This window comes from Nocardia australiensis, assembly GCF_020733705.1.
GTDB lineage: Bacteria > Actinomycetota > Actinomycetes > Mycobacteriales > Mycobacteriaceae > Nocardia > Nocardia australiensis.
Map to the genome: position 1 here is coordinate 46,630 of NZ_JAJFZM010000001.1, position 15,520 is coordinate 62,149.

General features: G+C 64.2%; 16 protein-coding genes. 6 read left to right on the top strand and 10 right to left on the bottom strand.

The annotated features are described in order from the left end of the window. Positions 1 to 62: 62 nt before the first annotated feature. From LKE06_RS00295 to LKE06_RS00330, 9 genes are all read right to left on the bottom strand, one after another. The gene (locus LKE06_RS00295) at positions 63 to 317 is read right to left on the bottom strand and encodes a WLR motif membrane protein (RefSeq protein WP_227996104.1); all 255 of its coding nucleotides are present in this window, start codon (positions 315 to 317) and stop codon (positions 63 to 65) included. Between the two features lie 73 nt (positions 318 to 390). Then, positions 391 to 1,473, bottom strand: coding sequence for a metallophosphoesterase (locus LKE06_RS00300; RefSeq protein ID WP_227996106.1), 1,083 nt, complete (start codon positions 1,471 to 1,473; stop codon positions 391 to 393). Positions 1,474 to 1,624: 151 nt separating this feature from the next. Beyond that, positions 1,625 to 3,505 carry a DNA helicase RecQ gene (gene recQ, locus LKE06_RS00305; protein ID WP_372477263.1) on the bottom strand — a complete coding sequence of 627 codons (1,881 nt, stop codon included), beginning with the start codon at positions 3,503 to 3,505 and terminating at the stop codon, positions 1,625 to 1,627. Between the two features lie 151 nt (positions 3,506 to 3,656). After that, positions 3,657 to 4,562: a permease-like cell division protein FtsX gene (ftsX, locus tag LKE06_RS00310; protein ID WP_227996110.1), complete on the bottom strand. Its 906-nt coding sequence runs from the start codon at positions 4,560 to 4,562 to the stop codon at positions 3,657 to 3,659. Further along, a complete protein-coding gene (ftsE, locus tag LKE06_RS00315) occupies positions 4,562 to 5,251 on the bottom strand; it encodes a cell division ATP-binding protein FtsE (RefSeq protein ID WP_227996111.1) in 690 nt (229 codons plus the stop codon). Before ftsE ends, ftsX begins: the two co-directional genes overlap by 1 nt. 50 nt (positions 5,252 to 5,301) lie before the next feature. Then, on the bottom strand, positions 5,302 to 5,430 hold the full coding sequence (locus LKE06_RS33500; RefSeq protein ID WP_504786958.1) for an Rv3103c transmembrane domain-containing protein: 129 nt from the start codon (positions 5,428 to 5,430) through the stop codon (positions 5,302 to 5,304). 16 nt (positions 5,431 to 5,446) lie between these two features. Next, a complete protein-coding gene (locus LKE06_RS00320) occupies positions 5,447 to 6,310 on the bottom strand; it encodes a mechanosensitive ion channel family protein (RefSeq protein ID WP_227996113.1) in 864 nt (287 codons plus the stop codon). Beyond that, positions 6,311 to 7,426, bottom strand: a complete 1,116-nt coding sequence (prfB, locus tag LKE06_RS00325; RefSeq protein WP_227996115.1) for a peptide chain release factor 2 — start codon at positions 7,424 to 7,426, stop codon at positions 6,311 to 6,313. 11 nt (positions 7,427 to 7,437) lie between these two features. Beyond that, entirely contained in the window at positions 7,438 to 8,100 is a 663-nt protein-coding gene (locus tag LKE06_RS00330; RefSeq protein ID WP_227996116.1) for a metal ABC transporter ATP-binding protein, read from the bottom strand. Positions 8,101 to 8,197: 97 nt separating this feature from the next. On the opposite strand from LKE06_RS00330, the gene aztB reads away from it, so the two are divergent. The 5 genes from aztB (at position 8,198) to hisN (ending at position 13,396) form a co-directional block, all read left to right on the top strand. Beyond that, on the top strand, positions 8,198 to 9,025 hold the full coding sequence (aztB, locus tag LKE06_RS00335) for a zinc ABC transporter permease AztB (RefSeq protein WP_227996118.1): 828 nt from the start codon (positions 8,198 to 8,200) through the stop codon (positions 9,023 to 9,025). 208 nt (positions 9,026 to 9,233) lie between these two features. Continuing rightward, positions 9,234 to 10,307 carry a hypothetical protein gene (locus tag LKE06_RS00340; protein WP_227996120.1) on the top strand — a complete coding sequence of 358 codons (1,074 nt, stop codon included), beginning with the start codon at positions 9,234 to 9,236 and terminating at the stop codon, positions 10,305 to 10,307. Continuing rightward, positions 10,304 to 11,233, top strand: coding sequence for a zinc ABC transporter substrate-binding protein AztC (aztC, locus tag LKE06_RS00345; protein WP_227996123.1), 930 nt, complete (start codon positions 10,304 to 10,306; stop codon positions 11,231 to 11,233). The genes LKE06_RS00340 and aztC overlap by 4 nt, the downstream gene beginning before the upstream one ends. Positions 11,234 to 11,397: 164 nt before the next feature. Then, the gene (gene aztD, locus LKE06_RS00350) at positions 11,398 to 12,459 is read left to right on the top strand and encodes a zinc metallochaperone AztD (RefSeq protein WP_227996125.1); all 1,062 of its coding nucleotides are present in this window, start codon (positions 11,398 to 11,400) and stop codon (positions 12,457 to 12,459) included. A gap of 151 nt (positions 12,460 to 12,610) precedes the next feature. After that, positions 12,611 to 13,396 carry a histidinol-phosphatase gene (gene hisN, locus LKE06_RS00355; RefSeq protein WP_227996127.1) on the top strand — a complete coding sequence of 262 codons (786 nt, stop codon included), beginning with the start codon at positions 12,611 to 12,613 and terminating at the stop codon, positions 13,394 to 13,396. A gap of 31 nt (positions 13,397 to 13,427) precedes the next feature. Here hisN and LKE06_RS00360 read toward each other — a convergent pair whose 3' ends face one another. After that, entirely contained in the window at positions 13,428 to 13,949 is a 522-nt protein-coding gene (locus tag LKE06_RS00360) for a GNAT family N-acetyltransferase (protein ID WP_227996129.1), read from the bottom strand. 175 nt (positions 13,950 to 14,124) lie between these two features. On the opposite strand from LKE06_RS00360, the gene LKE06_RS00365 reads away from it, so the two are divergent. After that, a complete protein-coding gene (locus LKE06_RS00365) occupies positions 14,125 to 15,519 on the top strand; it encodes an acyl-CoA dehydrogenase family protein (protein WP_372477264.1) in 1,395 nt (464 codons plus the stop codon). Position 15,520: the final 1 nt, after the last annotated feature.

Below are 15,520 nucleotides of genomic sequence, written 5' to 3' on the forward strand. Positions count from 1 at the left end.
TAAAGTGACGCCGCAACGGGATTATTCCCAGGTCGCAAGGCGGTAGCTCGGGCAGCGGTGGACTAGCCGTGCGCTCGGAGCACGGTATACAGCACCAGCGCGGCAACGAACGCGCCGAGCAGCATGATCGTGGAGAGTCGCGGCAGCGTGGGGTAACGGCGCGGCCGTGGTGAGCGGCGGCGCAGCCACACCGGTTCGACCGAGGGGTCGATGCCGCTGGGCCGATAGGGCGGCGTGTCCCCCGCGTCGCTGAAAGGGGGGTCGCCGGAGAAGTCGGCTCCGTCTCCGTCGTCGGCGGAGCCATCACCCGATGCCATAGCCAGCACGGTAGCCGTCGAATCGGCGGTGCGCCGCAATTACCGCCCAGCGCAACACAGTTGGAACCGGCGATCAGCCGAGGCGGCGGGTGAAAGCCTCACTCGCGCCACCTGTCGCGGGATCGACCGTGTACGCCCGCAGGTCGACCGTGCTCGCGGTGAGCTCCATAACCATGAATCCGAGCTCGTGATAGTTCTCGTACAGCGCGGCGTTCCCGGAGCCGCCGGGATTCAATCTGGGTTCGGCACCAACGGTTTTGGCGGCGGCGCCCGAAATGATCTGGCGCGTACCCTTCGATTCCGGTGTCGGTTCCAGCACCTGTAGCGAATGATCGTGCCCGGACAGGATGAAGTGGCACTTACCGACCACGTGATCGTCGAAGAACCGCTTGGCGTGCACGCCGTTGAGTGGCTCGATCGGCAACCCCTCGTAGCGTCCTGCGTCGCCGTGCGGGCCATTGTTGAGGTAGGGGTGATGTGTGCAGGCGACCTTCCATGGCGCCGGTGATTGCGCGATGGACTGGTCCAACCAGGCACGCTGTTCGTTCATGAACTGGCCGTCGACAGACCAGTAAGGGTCGAAGAGCGGCGGAATATAGGAAGCGAGCGGATTGATGTCGAGCACGAAGAACTCGACGACGGGACGCTGTTCGGGAATTCGCACCGAGTAGTACCGGCTCGGCATCCACCAGCGCGGCGAATGCGCGTGATACTCGACCTCGTTGTTGCCACGCAGCAACCAGCCGCCGTCCCCGCCGTAGATCGAGCTGTTGTCGTGGTTGCCCAGCACCATCAGCCACGGGAAATCCAGTCCGGCATTGGGGTTTTCGAATTTGTCCGCGAACTGGACGTCGATACCGCTGTTCGGGCCGGATTCGTAGATATTGTCGCCGAGGCCGAGAGCGAGCGAAAACGGCTGGCGGCCATGGGCATCGCGCATTGCGTCGGCGACGGCCCACTGGGCCCGGGTGCCGGTGCCCGCGTCCCCGGTGACGAGGACCCGAACGCTGCGATCGGCCGGGAAGTCGAACTTGGTGACATCCGGCGCGACCGGCACTGCGTTGGCGGGCGACAAGCCCATCAACGGCACGCCCGCGGCTATGGTCGCCGCGCCTGCCAGGAAGCCACGCCGCCCGATCGTGCTGTCATCTGTCATGCGTTGTCCTCCGTAGTAGTGCGCGCCCGATCGGTAGCCGTTCGTCACCCGGGTAACGATCGCAGCCGCGCGACATAACCTGAACAATTGGCAACCGGCCGACTACATGCCGAGAGCTCCGCCTATCAGTTCGACCGGAACGTGCCGAATCTCACTCTGCGGTCAGTGCTTCCAACACTTGCTCTCCATACTTGGCCAGCTTGTTTTCCCCGACCCCGCTGACCGCACCGAGCTCGGACAGGCTCACCGGCTTGCGCCCGGCGATCTCGCGCAGGGTGGCGTCGTGGAAGACGACGTAAGCGGGTACGCCCTGTTCCTTGGCGGTCGCGCCGCGCCATTCGCGCAGCTTCTCGAACAGGCCGACATCGGCGGGAGCCAGATCGACCTGCGCCTTGGCGGACTTCGCGGACTTGGTGGTGCGCGCCGCACGCGAGGGCGCGGCACGCTCCGGCTCGCGGCGCATCATGACCTTGCGCCCCTCGAACAGCACCCCGTCGCTGGCCTCGGTAAGCGTGAGCACGCCGTAGTCGCCGTGCACCGCCAACAGGCTCTGGGCGAGCAGCTGCCGCACCACGCCACGCCATTCGGTGTCACGCAGGTCGGTGCCGACACCGAAAACCTTCAGTTCGTGGTGATCGTGTTGCAATACCTTGGGGTTCTTCTTGCCGATCAGAATGTCGACGATGTGACCGGCACCGAAGCTCTGGCCGCGTTCACGTTTGAGTCGCAGCACTGTCGAGAGCACCTTCTGCGCGGGCACGGTGCCGTCCCAGGATTCCGGCGGCGTCAGGCAGGTATCGCAGTTGCCGCACGGTGCACCCGGCTGCCCGAAATAGCCGAGCAACTGCGTGCGCCGGCACTCTACGGTCTCGCACAGCGCCAGCATCGCATCCAGATGCAGCTGTAGCTGGCGGCGGTGGGCGGCGTCACCGTCCGAGGAGTCGATCATTTTGCGTTGCTGCACAACGTCATTGAGCCCGTACACCATCCAGGCCGTCGACGGCAGGCCGTCGCGGCCCGCGCGCCCGGTTTCCTGGTAGTAGCCCTCGACCGATTTCGGCAGATCGAGATGGGCGACGAACCGAACGTCCGGCTTGTCGATGCCCATGCCGAAGGCGATGGTCGCGACCACCACGAGTCCGTCTTCGCGCAGGAATCGCGACTGGTTGGTGGCGCGGGTGCGTGCGTCGAGTCCGGCGTGATACGGCACGGCGGTGACGCCGTTCTCGGTGAGGAAGGCCGCGGTCTTCTCCACCGAGTTACGCGACAGGCAGTAGACGATGCCGGCGTCGCCGGCGTGCTCGGTGCTGATGAAATCCAGTAGTTGGCGATCAGGCCGGTTCTTCGGCTCGATTCTGTACTGGATATTGGGCCGGTCGAAGCTGGCCACGAAGCGCTTGGCGGAACCGAGGTCAAGACGCTGGATGATCTCGTCGCGAGTCTTGTCGGTCGCGGTCGCGGTGAGCGCGATGCGCGGCACCCGCGGCCATCGCTCGTGCAGCATCGACAGGCTCAGGTAGTCGGGCCGGAAGTCATGGCCCCACTGCGAGACGCAGTGCGCCTCATCGATGGCGAACAATGCGACCTTGCCGCGATCGAGCAGATCAGCCGTCGATTCCAACCTCAGCCGTTCCGGCGCCAGATACAGCAGGTCCAGCTCACCGGAGACGAACTGGGCCTCAACGGTGCGCCGTTCGTCCGGGAACTGGGTGGAGTTGAGGAACCCGGCCCGCACGCCAAGCGCGCTGAGCGCGTCCACCTGGTCCTGCATCAATGCGATCAGTGGTGACACCACGACTCCGACACCGGGACGCACCAGCGCGGGAACCTGGTAGCACAGCGACTTTCCGCCGCCGGTCGGCATCAGGACGAGCGCGTCCCCACCGCCGACCACCTGCTCGACGATCTCCCGCTGATCGCCGCGGAAGCTGTCGTAACCGAATACACGACGTAGAACCTCTTGCGCCGCACCGGAATCGGTGCCGAGGTCGCCGTCGGTTCGTATAGCCGCGAGAGTATCGGGGGATTCCACCCGGCCCATCCTACGAGCGTCGGCCGAGAGGTAAACCCCTACATCGGGGCGGGACGGCCGGTTATCCACAGGCGGATAACAAATCCAGGCAAAGACCGGGACCCAGCGGCGACGGCCGTGCCCGGGTCCCGGTCATGCGATAAGGCGAGAGCTACTCGCGGACGTAGTAGCGCAGCGTGGCGTAGGCGGTGACGGCCGCGAATACGATGCCGATCGGCGCGATGGTCAGCGCGACCATCGCAATATCATCGCCGGTGACATGCGGGAACACATTGCTGTCGAACAGCTGGCCGAGGGCCTTGTCCACCACCATGGGCCGTGCGACGAGCAGGCCGAGGATCGCCAATCCCGATCCGATGACCGCCGCGACGACAGCCTCGAGCAGGAAGGGCAGCTGTGTGTACCAGCGGGTCGCACCGACCAGCCGCATGATCCCCACCTCCTCGCGGCGGGTGAACGCGGCGATCTGCACCATGTTCGCGATCAGCATCAGTGCCGCCAGCGCCATCACCAGCGCCAGTCCGAACGCCGCATTGCGCAGGCCATCGAAGATGCTGACCAGGCGGTCGACGATCTCCTTGTCATTGAGCACGCTCTGCACGCCGGGCCGGGTATGGAACGTCGAGAAGATCCGCTCGTACTGTTCGGCGTTGGTCATCTTCACGCGCAGCGATGCGGGCAGCCTGGTGTCCTTGATCATGTCGATCATTTCGGGCTGGTCCTTGAAGGTAACCTCCGTAGCTTCCTTCATCGCCTCGTCACTGTTGACGAACTGGGTCGAGACCACGCCGTCGGTCTTCTTCAGATCCGACATCAGCGATTGGCACGGTTCCTTGGAACACTCCAGATCGCCCAACGACACGTCATCGGTCAGAAACAGCCGAATCTCGACCCGGTCCATGAAGTAGTTCTCGGTCTTGTCGGCGATCCGGACCGCCAGCAGACCACCACCGAGCATGGTGAGCGACACGGCGGTGGTCAGGATCATCGCGATGGTCATCGTGACGTTGCGGCGCAGGCCCGTGAAGACCTCACCGAAGAGGAAACCGAGCCGCATTATCGACCCACCCCGTAGACGCCGGTCGCGTCATCGCGCACCATCCGGCCCTGGTCGAGCTCGACCACCCGCCTGCGCATCGCGTCGACAATGTGATTGTCGTGCGTCGCCATCACCACCGTGGTGCCGATGCGGTTGATTCGCTCGAGTAGCAGCATGATGTCGCCACTGGTATCGGGATCGAGATTGCCCGTCGGCTCGTCGGCGAGCAGTACCAGCGGCCGATTCACGAATGCCCTCGCGATCGCGACCCGCTGCTGTTCGCCACCGGAGAGTTCGCTGGGCAGGCGATCGGCCTTGCCGCCGAGCCCCACCATTTCGAGCACTTCGGGAACCGTCCTGTCGATGAACTGCCTCCGCTTGCCGATCACCTCGAGCGCGAAGGCGACATTCTGCTGCACGGTCTTCTGCTGCAACAGCCGGAAGTCCTGGAATACGCAGCCGATACGCTGGCGCAACTTTGGTACCCGCCGTCCCGGCAGCCGGTCGACCCGAAAGTCCGCGACCTGGATCTCTCCCGCTGTGGGCGCCTCCTCCTTGAGCAGCAGGCGCATGAAGGTCGACTTCCCGGAACCGGACGGTCCGATGATGAAGACGAACTCGCCCTTGTCCACATCGACGGTGATGTTGTCGAGCGCGGGTCTCGTCGAGGTTTTATACGCCTTGGTGACGTTCCGCATGGTGATCACGGGAAGCCAGTGTAACCAGCAACCGCTGCGCACCCCCGGCAACCGGATGGTCAGCGCCCGGGTGGCGCGGTATTCACTACTGCCGGAACGGTATTCAACACCGGACTAGATTCCGGTGGGACCGGTTTATCGGGCTTGACGAACAGGTACAACACGAACGTGGCGATCCATGTTGCCATGAGGATCGCCGTGGATCTACTGGGTCTCACTGATTCCCTCCCGGCGCAACGCTGCGGCGACTCGCACCCGCAACTCGCGACCGACCTCGAATTGCTTGCCCGGCAAAGTTCGGGCAACCATTCGGATGTTCATTTGATCGACCGTCAGGTCTTCGACGCCCATCACGCTCGGTTCATCGAGCAGCAGGGGCTTCAACCTTCGGTCTTCGTACGCCTTTGTACCGACCGCGTGCAGGATCTCGTTGATCCGGTTGATGTCCGCGGTGGCCGCGACCGGCACGTCAATGGCCGCGCGCGCCCAATCCTTGGATAGATTCGTCACTTTCACGATCTGCCCGTTGGGCACGATGATCACCTCGCCATCCGCGTTACGCAGCGTGGTGATCCGCAGCGTTACGTCCTCGACGGTACCCTCCGCCATCTCCGAGGAGCCAGTCACCGCGATGCGAACTACATCACCAAATCCGTACTGACGCTCCGTGATCAGGAAAAATCCGGCCAAAATATCCTGCACGATGCGCTGCGCGCCGAAGCCTAGCGCGGCACCGAGGACCGCGGCGGGCGCGACGAGTCCGGTCACCGCGAAACCGAGCCGCCGCAGCACCTCCACACCGACCAGCACGTAGACAATAGTCAGCACCACCCAGGTGACCACCTGCGCCAGCGCGTGCCGATGCTTCGCCGCCTCGGTGCGCACCAGTGCGTCGCTGCTCTGGAAGCCCGCGTCGATCTTGCGCGTGACCCGATCCCGGATAAAGGTCGCGAACCTGCTGAATAGCATCGCGCCCAGGATCAGTAGGACAATTTCCAAGCCTTCTGAACGTAGCCAGGTGGTGAAATCAGCGGACGAGGCGAACGCCCCTACCCCCGCGACATTCATTTAGCTCGCCTGCTCTCGCATTCGCCAGCGGATTCCGGATTCGATGAAACCATCGATGTCACCGTCGAGCACGGCGGACGGATTATTGACCTCGTAGTTGGTTCGCAGATCCTTGACCATCTGATACGGGTGCAGCACATAGGAGCGCATCTGGTTACCCCAGGAGGCCCCCTCGTTCGTCTTCAGCGCGTCCATTTCGGCGCGCTCTTCCTGCCGCTTGCGTTCCAGCAGCTTCGCCTGCAGCACGCGCATCGCCGAGATCTTGTTCTGTAGTTGAGATTTCTCGTTCTGACAGGTGACGACGATGCCGGTGGGGACATGTGTCAGGCGCACCGCGGAGTCGGTGGTGTTGACACTCTGCCCGCCGGGGCCCGACGAGCGGTAGACGTCCACTCGAATCTCACCCTCGGGGATTTCGATGTGGTCGGTAGTCTCGACCACCGGCAACACCTCGACCTCGGCGAAGGAGGTCTGGCGGCGACCCTGATTGTCGAACGGGCTGATCCGGACCAGGCGGTGGGTACCCATCTCGACCGAGAGGGTGCCGTAGGCGTAAGGCGACTTCACCGCGAAGGTGGCGCTCTTGATACCTGCCTCTTCGGCGTAGGAGGTGTCGTAGACCTCGACGGCATACTTGTGTCGATCGGCCCAGCGGATGTACATACGCATCAGCATTTCGGCCCAGTCCGCGGCATCGACGCCGCCGGCACCGGATCGGATATTGACCAGCGCGTCACGCTTGTCGTACTCACCCGACAGCAGCGTACGAACCTCCATGGCCTCCACGTCGGCATGCAGGGCGGCCCGCTCACCATCGGCATCCGCGAGCGCGGCCACCTGAGCGTCGCCCTCTTCGCCCTCGGCCAATTCATACAGCACGGGCAGATCGTCGAGTCGCTGCCGCAATTCCTCCACGCGGCGCAGTTCGCTCTGTGCGTGCGACAACTCGCTGGTCACCTGCTGCGCGTGGTCCTGGTCGTTCCACAGGTCCGGGTCAGCGGCCTGATGCTCGAGTTCGTCGATACGACGGCGCAACTCCTCGACGTCGAGGACCGACTCGACCGTCTTGAGGGTGGTGTCGAGTTCGGCGAGATCAGCGGAGACGTCAGGATGCACGATGGACGAGCCTACATTCTTTTGTTTAGTGGCGACTTGACCAGGCGGCCCTCGGACAGCTCCAGCACCCGATCACTGTTGACCGTGTCCTGTGCACGATGCGTGGCCTGAATGATCGTTGTCCCGGCATTCGTCTGCTCGCGCAGCAGTTCGTCGACAACCCGCTGCCCTTCGGCATCGAGCGCAGCTGTGGGTTCGTCGAGCAGAAGCAGGTCGCTCTGTTGCACGAGGGCTTGCGCTAAGAGAGTCCGCTGCCGCTGACCTCCGGACAGATCGCGCAGTTGCTTCCCGGCAAGGTGGCCGATCTCGAGTCTTTCGATCGACTCGTCCACGATGCGGCGATCTGCCCCGGTCAGGCGGTGTAGCAGGCGCTGTGGCCCGAAGCGCCCGAGGGTCACACATTCGCGCACCGTGAGTGGGAGCTCGTCAGCGTTCATCGAACGTTGGAAGGCGATCGCCGGCCGGGCGCTACTTCGGCAGGTGAGCGAACCGGTGTCCGGCGCGAGAACGCCGGCAATCAATGCCAGCAGCGTGCTCTTACCGGACCCGTTGCCCCCGACGAGAGAAACGAGTGTTCCGCTCGTGATGGTGAACGAGACCTCACTCAGAGCGCGGCGAGCGCCATACCGGTATGACACCTGATCCGCTTCAACGATGGTGCCGTGATCACCCACGCGCGTTCACTCTCCCTGCTCACTTTCCTCCAACTCGACCGGTCCTGAAGGACACCCTATAACGATAACGATTCTCATTATCGCTAAGCTGCCGGTCATGCTTCTGGAGTCGCTCGATCCGTTCACGGTCCCGTTCGTTGTGCGGGCGATGGTGGGAGGAGTCCTTCTCGCCGCGATCAGTGCGCTGGTGGGTGTGTGGGTGATCGTGCGTGGAATGACGTTCCTCGGTGAAGCCATGAGTCACGGGATGCTTCCCGGAGTAGCGATCGCGTCTGTCCTTGGCGGGAGTCTTGTGGTGGGAGCAGGACTCAGCGCATTAGCGATGGCCTTGGGCGTCAACGGCTTACGGAAGAGTCGCCGGTTCGGTCAGGACACGAGTATCGGTCTGCTGTTCGTTGGCATGCTCTCGCTGGGAGTCATCATCGTCTCGCATTCCAGGTCCTTCGCCACCGATCTCACGGCGTTTCTGTTCGGTGACGTACTCGCCATCGGCGCACAGGATTTGGCTCTACTCGTCGTCGCGTTCGTGGCCATCGCGGTCGTCTCGATACCGCTGTACCGACCGTTTCTAGCACTGAGTTTCGACCCTCGGAAGGCGCAGACCCTCGGTCTGCGACCAGGTCTGACCAACATCGCCATGCTCATCCTGCTGACCGTGACGATCGCGGTGTCCTTCCACATCGTGGGGACATTGTTGTCCTTCGGCATGCTTATCGCGCCGTCGGCGGCCGCGCTCCTGGTCGCACGGAGGATCCCGGTGGTGATGGTCACGGCCTTCGCGCTGGGTGCCTTCTCGACAGTCGCAGGTGTGCTCCTGTCATGGCATCTGGGCAGTGCCGCTGGGGCGTCGATTGCGGCGATCGCCGTCGCAACCTTCTTCGTTCTCGCCGCAGGGCGGCATATCGCGAGCCGCTCCCTCGCCTGACTAGCACCGAACGAATCGTGCACCCAGCCACCAACCAGAAAGGCCGCCGATGCCGCGCCGCCATTCAGCCCTGGCCCGCTCTCGTGTTCTCAGATCGATCGCGTTCGGTACAGCCGCTGCGGCAGCCGTGGCCGCCCTGACCGGGTGTGGATCGTCGGACGCTCCTGCGGACTCATCTCCGGCGCCGAAGTCCACCCCGCATGGATACGTGGAAGGGGCAAAGGAAGTTTCCGACGCGCAAGTCGGGCTGGCCTATGCAGAACGCGGATCCACCGAACTCGCGATTCTCGACCTCGCAGGAGAGACGACCAACACCGTGGCCCTGAGCATTCGCGCGGACAACCTCCTCGAGGATGGGCGATTCGTCTATGTCAGCGACAGAGACCGAACGATCGAGGTGATCGACACCGGAGTGTGGACCGTCAATCACGTCGATCACGTCCACTACTACCGCGCGCCAACCGAATCGGTCGGAACCGTCAGCTCGGATGCACCGATGAAAAGCGTCATCGGTGACGCTGGATACACCGCGATCGGTACGGCCGACGGCAAGATCACGATCCTCGATCGGCGCGGTCTGGAAGCCGGGCACATCACGGTCGTCGCCGAACTCTCCTCCGATGCGGCAGTGCCATTCGCCGTGCCATACCAGGACGGCTTCCTCGTTTCCAGCGCACGAGGTGTGTCTTTGGTCGACCTGCACGGGAACCCTTCCGGCGCACTGGACGCGGAATGTCGCGAGCCCGCCGGATGGGCGATCCTACGCAGCGGCGTCGCGATCGGATGCGAAGAAGGAATCCTCCTGGTCAAGCACAAGCCCGACGGCGAGCAGAGTCTCATGATTCCGTACCCCAAGCAGGACGTCGAACGAGTTCGCGAGTTCCACTACCGGCCGCGAAGCAATGAAGCCGCAGCAGTTGCCGGCGCAGGCGTCTGGAACGTCAATGCCTCCGAACAAACCCTGAACTACGTGCCGGTCGAGAACGCCGTTACCGCGCCGGTCGTCGCAGCGAATTCACCCGCCAACGGCGATTTCGTCCTCAGCCTCGGCGGCGACGGTCACATCCGCACCACAGCTCTGACCGATTCGACAACGATCGCCGACGCCCCCCTGCTCCCGGCCGGAACCCCCGGACCTATCCGACTCGACACCTCACGCGCCTACCTTGCCGATCGCGCCGCGTCAGTGATCTACGAACTGGATTACGCCGATCGGCTGCGCACCGCACGAACCTTCACGGTCGACGCGAAGCCCGACCTACTGGTGGAGGTCGGGCGTTGAGAGTGAGACTGTTTTCCGCGCTAGCAGCACTCGCGCTCTCCATTACGTGCCTCAGCGGCTGCAGTCGCCTGGCGACCGACGCCTCCTCCCACATCGTGGTGACCACAAACATCCTCGGTGACATCGTCGGCGAGATCGTCGGAGCAGAAGCAGACGTCACCGTCTTGATGAAGCCGAACGCGGACCCTCACTCGTTCGCGATCTCAGCACAGGAAGCGCACGCACTACAGACCTCGGATCTTGTCGTGTTCAACGGTCTGGGCCTCGAAGAGGGCGCGCTGCACCATGTCGAGGCAGCATCTCGTGACGGGATTCCCACGCTCGAAGTGGGCGCCGCGGTCGACCCGATCGAGTACAACTCCGGAAACACTGCCGGACAAATGGACCCACACTTCTGGACCGACCCCACCCGGGTTGCTCGCGTAGTCGAACTCATCGCCGATCAGGTCATCGAGCATCTGCCGCGTGTCGATGCCGAAGCGATCCGGAAACAGGCCGCGTCCTACACGGACGAACTCACCGCCTTGGATGCGCGGATGGAGCAACAGTTTCGCGCCATCCCGGAGACCGATCGGAAGCTGATCACGAACCACCACGTCTTCGCCTACCTCGCGCAGCGTTACGGGTTCACTGTGATCGGCGCCATCATGCCCAGCGGAACCACACTCGCCTCTCCCAGCGCCTCCGACCTTGCATCACTGGTCGGCGCGCTCAACGACAACGGAATCGACACCATCTTCGTCGATTCCTCTCAGCCCGACCGGCTTGCGCGAGTACTCGCCGACGCCGTCGGCATCGACGTGGAGATCCGCAGCCTGTTCAGTGAATCACTCGGCGGACCGGGATCCGATGCGGACTCCTACCTGAACATGATGCGGTTCAACGCATCCCAGATCAGCGACGGCTTAGGAGGAACCCCTCGTTGATCACCGTCGATTCCGACGGATCACCCATCACCCACCTGCGGAAACGGAGTTACTTTCCAGTGCGCACAAAACAACTGCTCACGGCCTCGTCAGCCCTACTCGTAGGGGCGTTGGCATTGAGTTCATGCTCCGCTGAATCAGAGCCACGTGCCGACGGTGCCGCGGTGAACAATCCCATCGCGATCACGCACGACGGGGGCATCTATGTGCTCGACGGTGACACTCTGGAAGTTCGCCACGACGTCGCGCTCGACGGATTCAACCGAGTGAACCCGGCAGGAGACAGTAGGCATATCGCCGTATCCACCCAGGAAGGGTTCGAGTTCCTCGACGCTGTCTCGGGAACGATGACCGACATCACCTTCCCTGGTGAAGCTCCCGGACACGTCCTGGTCCACGGCGGTAAGACAGTGCTCTACACCGACGGCAGCGGAACGACGAACATCTTCGATTCCAGCGATCTCGAGAACGGCCGGCCGGACCCCGAGGTCTACACCGCCGCCGCTCCCCACCACGGTGTCTCCGTCGTGCTCGAAAATGACACTCTGGTAACCACCCTCGGTACCAAGGAAGGGCGTCCCGGCGCTATCGCCCTCGACGCACAACGAAACGAGATCGCCCGGAGCGAAAACTGCGAAGGCGTGCACGGCGAAGCCGTCGCCAAGGGCGAAGTCCTGGCACTCGGCTGCCGCGATGGTGCGCTGTTGTTCAAGGACAACAAGTGGGTCAAGGTGCCCGGCGGCGCCGCGTACGCCGCACTTGCCACCCAAGCCGGAAGCAACGAATCCAGCATCATTCTCAGCGACTACAAAATCGACCCTGATGCAGAACGCGAGTTCCCCCAACAGTTCGCGCTCATCGACACAGTCGCCGAGAAGATCACCGTCGTCCCGATGCCGAACGGCGCCAGCTACAGCTCCCGCTCCCTCGGCCGAGGAGCGCACGGCGAAGGACTGCTCCTCGGCACCGACGGCAAACTCCACGTAGTCGACCCCGACACTGCGCAGATCACGCAGTCGTGGCCGGTCGGCGGCGCCTGGAAAGAACCGATGAAGTGGCAGGACCCCCGCCCCGCGCTGTTCGCGCGCGGACACGACGCCTACATCACAGACCCCGCCACACGAACCGTGTACCGCATGAACAGCGAAACAGGCCAAATCCTGGCCCAAGTCCCCCTCGGTGACACGCCCAACGAAATCAGCGGCACATCCCCCTCCGGCCACTAGCCATACGTAGCTGATCTGTGAAGTGCTCGGCTCCGTCGCCGACCAGCCGCACCCGATCAGCGACGGGAGACTCTCGACCTGCCGACTCACGGCCGCATCGTGGGTGTGTGCCGGTCCGGTGGCGTGGCCACCGGATGGATAGGGTTGGGGTGTGGCTGCACATTCTTCCGATCTCGAACTCGCCCTGCGGCTGGCCGATGCGGCCGATGCGATCACGCGGGCACGCTTCGGCGCGCTGGATCTGAAGGTCGATTCGAAACCGGACTTGACACCGGTCTCCGACGCCGATTTGGCGGTGGAGAAGGCGATCAGGCAGACGCTCTCGCATGAGCGGCCCGGTGATTCGGTCCTCGGTGAGGAATTCGGCGGCGATGTGGAGCTCGCCGGGCGGCAGTGGGTGATCGACCCCATCGACGGCACCAAGAACTTCGTGCGCCGGGTGCCGATCTGGGCGACATTGATCTCGCTCTTGGAAGACGGCGTGCCGGTGGTCGGCGTGGTGAGCGCGCCCGCGCTGGCGCGACGCTGGTGGGCGGCGGCCGGTTCCGGCGCCTGGTCCACCTTCCACCCCGGTGCGCCGCAACCGCTTTCGGTATCAGCGGTCGCCGAGCTCGGTTCGGCGAGCCTGGCATTCTCCAGCCTGTCCGGCTGGCGCGAACGTGGCCTGCGCGAGAACTTTCTCGACCTCACCGACCAGGTGTGGCGCGTGCGCGGCTATGGCGACTTCCTCACCTACTGCCTGCTGGCCGAGGGCGCCGTCGATATCGCCACCGAACCCGAGGTCTCACTGTGGGACCTGGCCGCCCTTGACATCCTGGTCCGCGAGGCGGGGGGCCGCTTCACCTCGATATCCGGCCGCCCGGGCCCGCACGGCGGCGACGCCATCGCCACCAACGGCCTGCTCCACGACGAAGTTCGCACCCGTCTCACCAGGTGACTCTCGCCCTCTCCGTCGACCTGACCGGAGGTCACCGCCCCGACAGCAGCCGCTTCTCCATGAGGACCACGTGACTGGTGCCGTGGAATTGCGGGGGCAACTCGGTCTCGCGGACCTCGACGAAACCCCGTGCCCCGTAATACTTTCGGAGCACCGGGTTATCGGCGACGGCATCCAGGCGTTGCCGTGTGACGCCGTTTGCACGGGTGCGATCCGCACAGAATTGGAGAATTCGCGAGCCGAGGTCGCGGCCACGGAATTCCGGGGCGACCATGAGTCCGTGGATGTATCCCGCCCCGGTATCGTCCGCACCCCAGAATTCCGGGTCCCGCCAGACGAGACGCACTGCGGCGGTGAGGATCTCGGGACTATCTCGCCACACGAACCATTCACGGCGGACTATCTCCTCCGCCACGGTCGCCGCCGGGTATTCGCCGGGTAGCCACTGGCCGATGCCGTTGTCGACCATCCACTGGGCAAGTCGATCGCGTAGCCGGGCGATATCTACGGCGTCCGCGATGGCGGCCGCGATCATAGGCGCTGCTTCGGGCACTCGATCTACACTACCGACCGATTCGGCTGCTCATCTCGGTCATGACTTGTCCAGCCCGAGACCGATAGGCGGCGTAAGCTGCATCTCGACGCAGTTCTTACTCTAAAGTAAGATAGCCTTACTCAGGAGTAAGATAGTCGGGGCATTACCTCACCCCGCCCACCCGAGAAAACAGGTGATGATGAGCACTCGAGACAGCGCAACGACGCGGCGTCCAGACACATCCGCAGTCGGCCTGAACCACCCCAAACGGGACTGGATGGGCGCGGCCATGCGGGTAATGACGACCATTACCGGGTCGGGAGTCGCCGAGAAGTACAACCTGCGCAAGCCGATCGAGCGAGTCACCTACGAGGGCACCAAGACCGGCTTCCGCACGCTGGGCGCCGCCACCCGCGCTTTCGCCAAGGTGGCAGGCAACGGCGCACCGAAACGGCTGGCCGACAACGAGACGAAGAACAAGGACTACTTCGATCTCACCCCCAGCGACGAGCAGCGGATGATCGTCGAGACAGTGCAGGAATTCGCCGCCGAGATCCTGCGTCCCGCCGCGTATGACGCCGATGCCGCCGCGAAGGCGCCGCGCGACCTGCTGGAGCGTGCCGCCGAACTCGGCATCACCCTGATCAACGTGCCAGAGGAGCTCGAGGGCGCGGCGTCCGAGCGCGGCGCGGTGACCAACTCACTGGTCGCCGAGGCGCTGGCACACGGCGACATGGGCCTGGCCCTGCCGATCCTCGCGCCGAGCGGCGTCGCGGTCGCGCTGTCGCAGTGGGGCACCGACGCACAGCAGAAGACCTACCTGCCGGCTTTCACCGGCGAGAACGTACCGCAGGCCTCGGTCGTGATCAGTGAGCCGCGCGCCCTGTTCGACCCGTTCGCGTTGCAGACCAAGGCAACTCGCTCGCCGAGTGGCTACCGCCTCAACGGCGTCAAGAGCCTGGTACCCGCCGCCGCGGACGCCGAGCTGTTCCTGGTTGCCGCCGAACTGGATGGCCGCCCGGCCCTGTTCATCGTGCCGTCCGACACCAAGGGTTTGGTCGTCGAGGCCGATCCGAGTATGGGTCTGCGCGCCGCGGGCCTCGGCCGCCTGATCCTCGACAATGTCGCGGTCGGCACCGACGCCATCCTCGGCGACGGCGACGCCGAGCAGCGCGCCGAGGACTACGCCGACGCGGTGCGTCTCGCACGCCTGGGCTGGGCCTCGCTGGCCATCGGCACCGGCCAGGCCGTGCTGGACTACGTGATTCCGTATGTGAACGAGCGCGAAGCGTTCGGCGAACCGATCAGCCACCGCCAGGCGGTCGCGTTCATGGTCGCCAATATCGCTATTGAACTCGATGGTCTCCGGCTCGTGACCCTGCGGGGTGCGTCACGCGCCGAGCAGGGACTGTCGTTCGCTCGCGAGGCACAGCTGGCACGGAAGCTGGCCACCGACAAGGGCATGCAGATCGGCCTGGACGGCGTGCAGCTGCTCGGTGGCCACGGCTTCACCAAGGAACACCCGGTCGAGCGCTGGTACCGCGACCTGCGGGCCATCGGCATCGCCGAAGGTGTCGTGCTCATCTAAT

Coding starts and splice junctions, on each gene's coding strand:
- LKE06_RS00295 (WP_227996104.1), bottom strand. CDS start 317: ATGGCATCGGGTGATGGCTCCGCCGACGACGGAGACGGAGCCGACTTC.
- LKE06_RS00300 (WP_227996106.1), bottom strand. CDS start 1,473: ATGACAGATGACAGCACGATCGGGCGGCGTGGCTTCCTGGCAGGCGCG.
- ftsX (WP_227996110.1), bottom strand. CDS start 4,562: ATGCGGCTCGGTTTCCTCTTCGGTGAGGTCTTCACGGGCCTGCGCCGC.
- LKE06_RS33500 (WP_504786958.1), bottom strand. CDS start 5,430: ATGGCAACATGGATCGCCACGTTCGTGTTGTACCTGTTCGTCAAGCCC.
- LKE06_RS00320 (WP_227996113.1), bottom strand. CDS start 6,310: ATGAATGTCGCGGGGGTAGGGGCGTTCGCCTCGTCCGCTGATTTCACC.
- aztB (WP_227996118.1), top strand. CDS start 8,198: ATGCTTCTGGAGTCGCTCGATCCGTTCACGGTCCCGTTCGTTGTGCGG.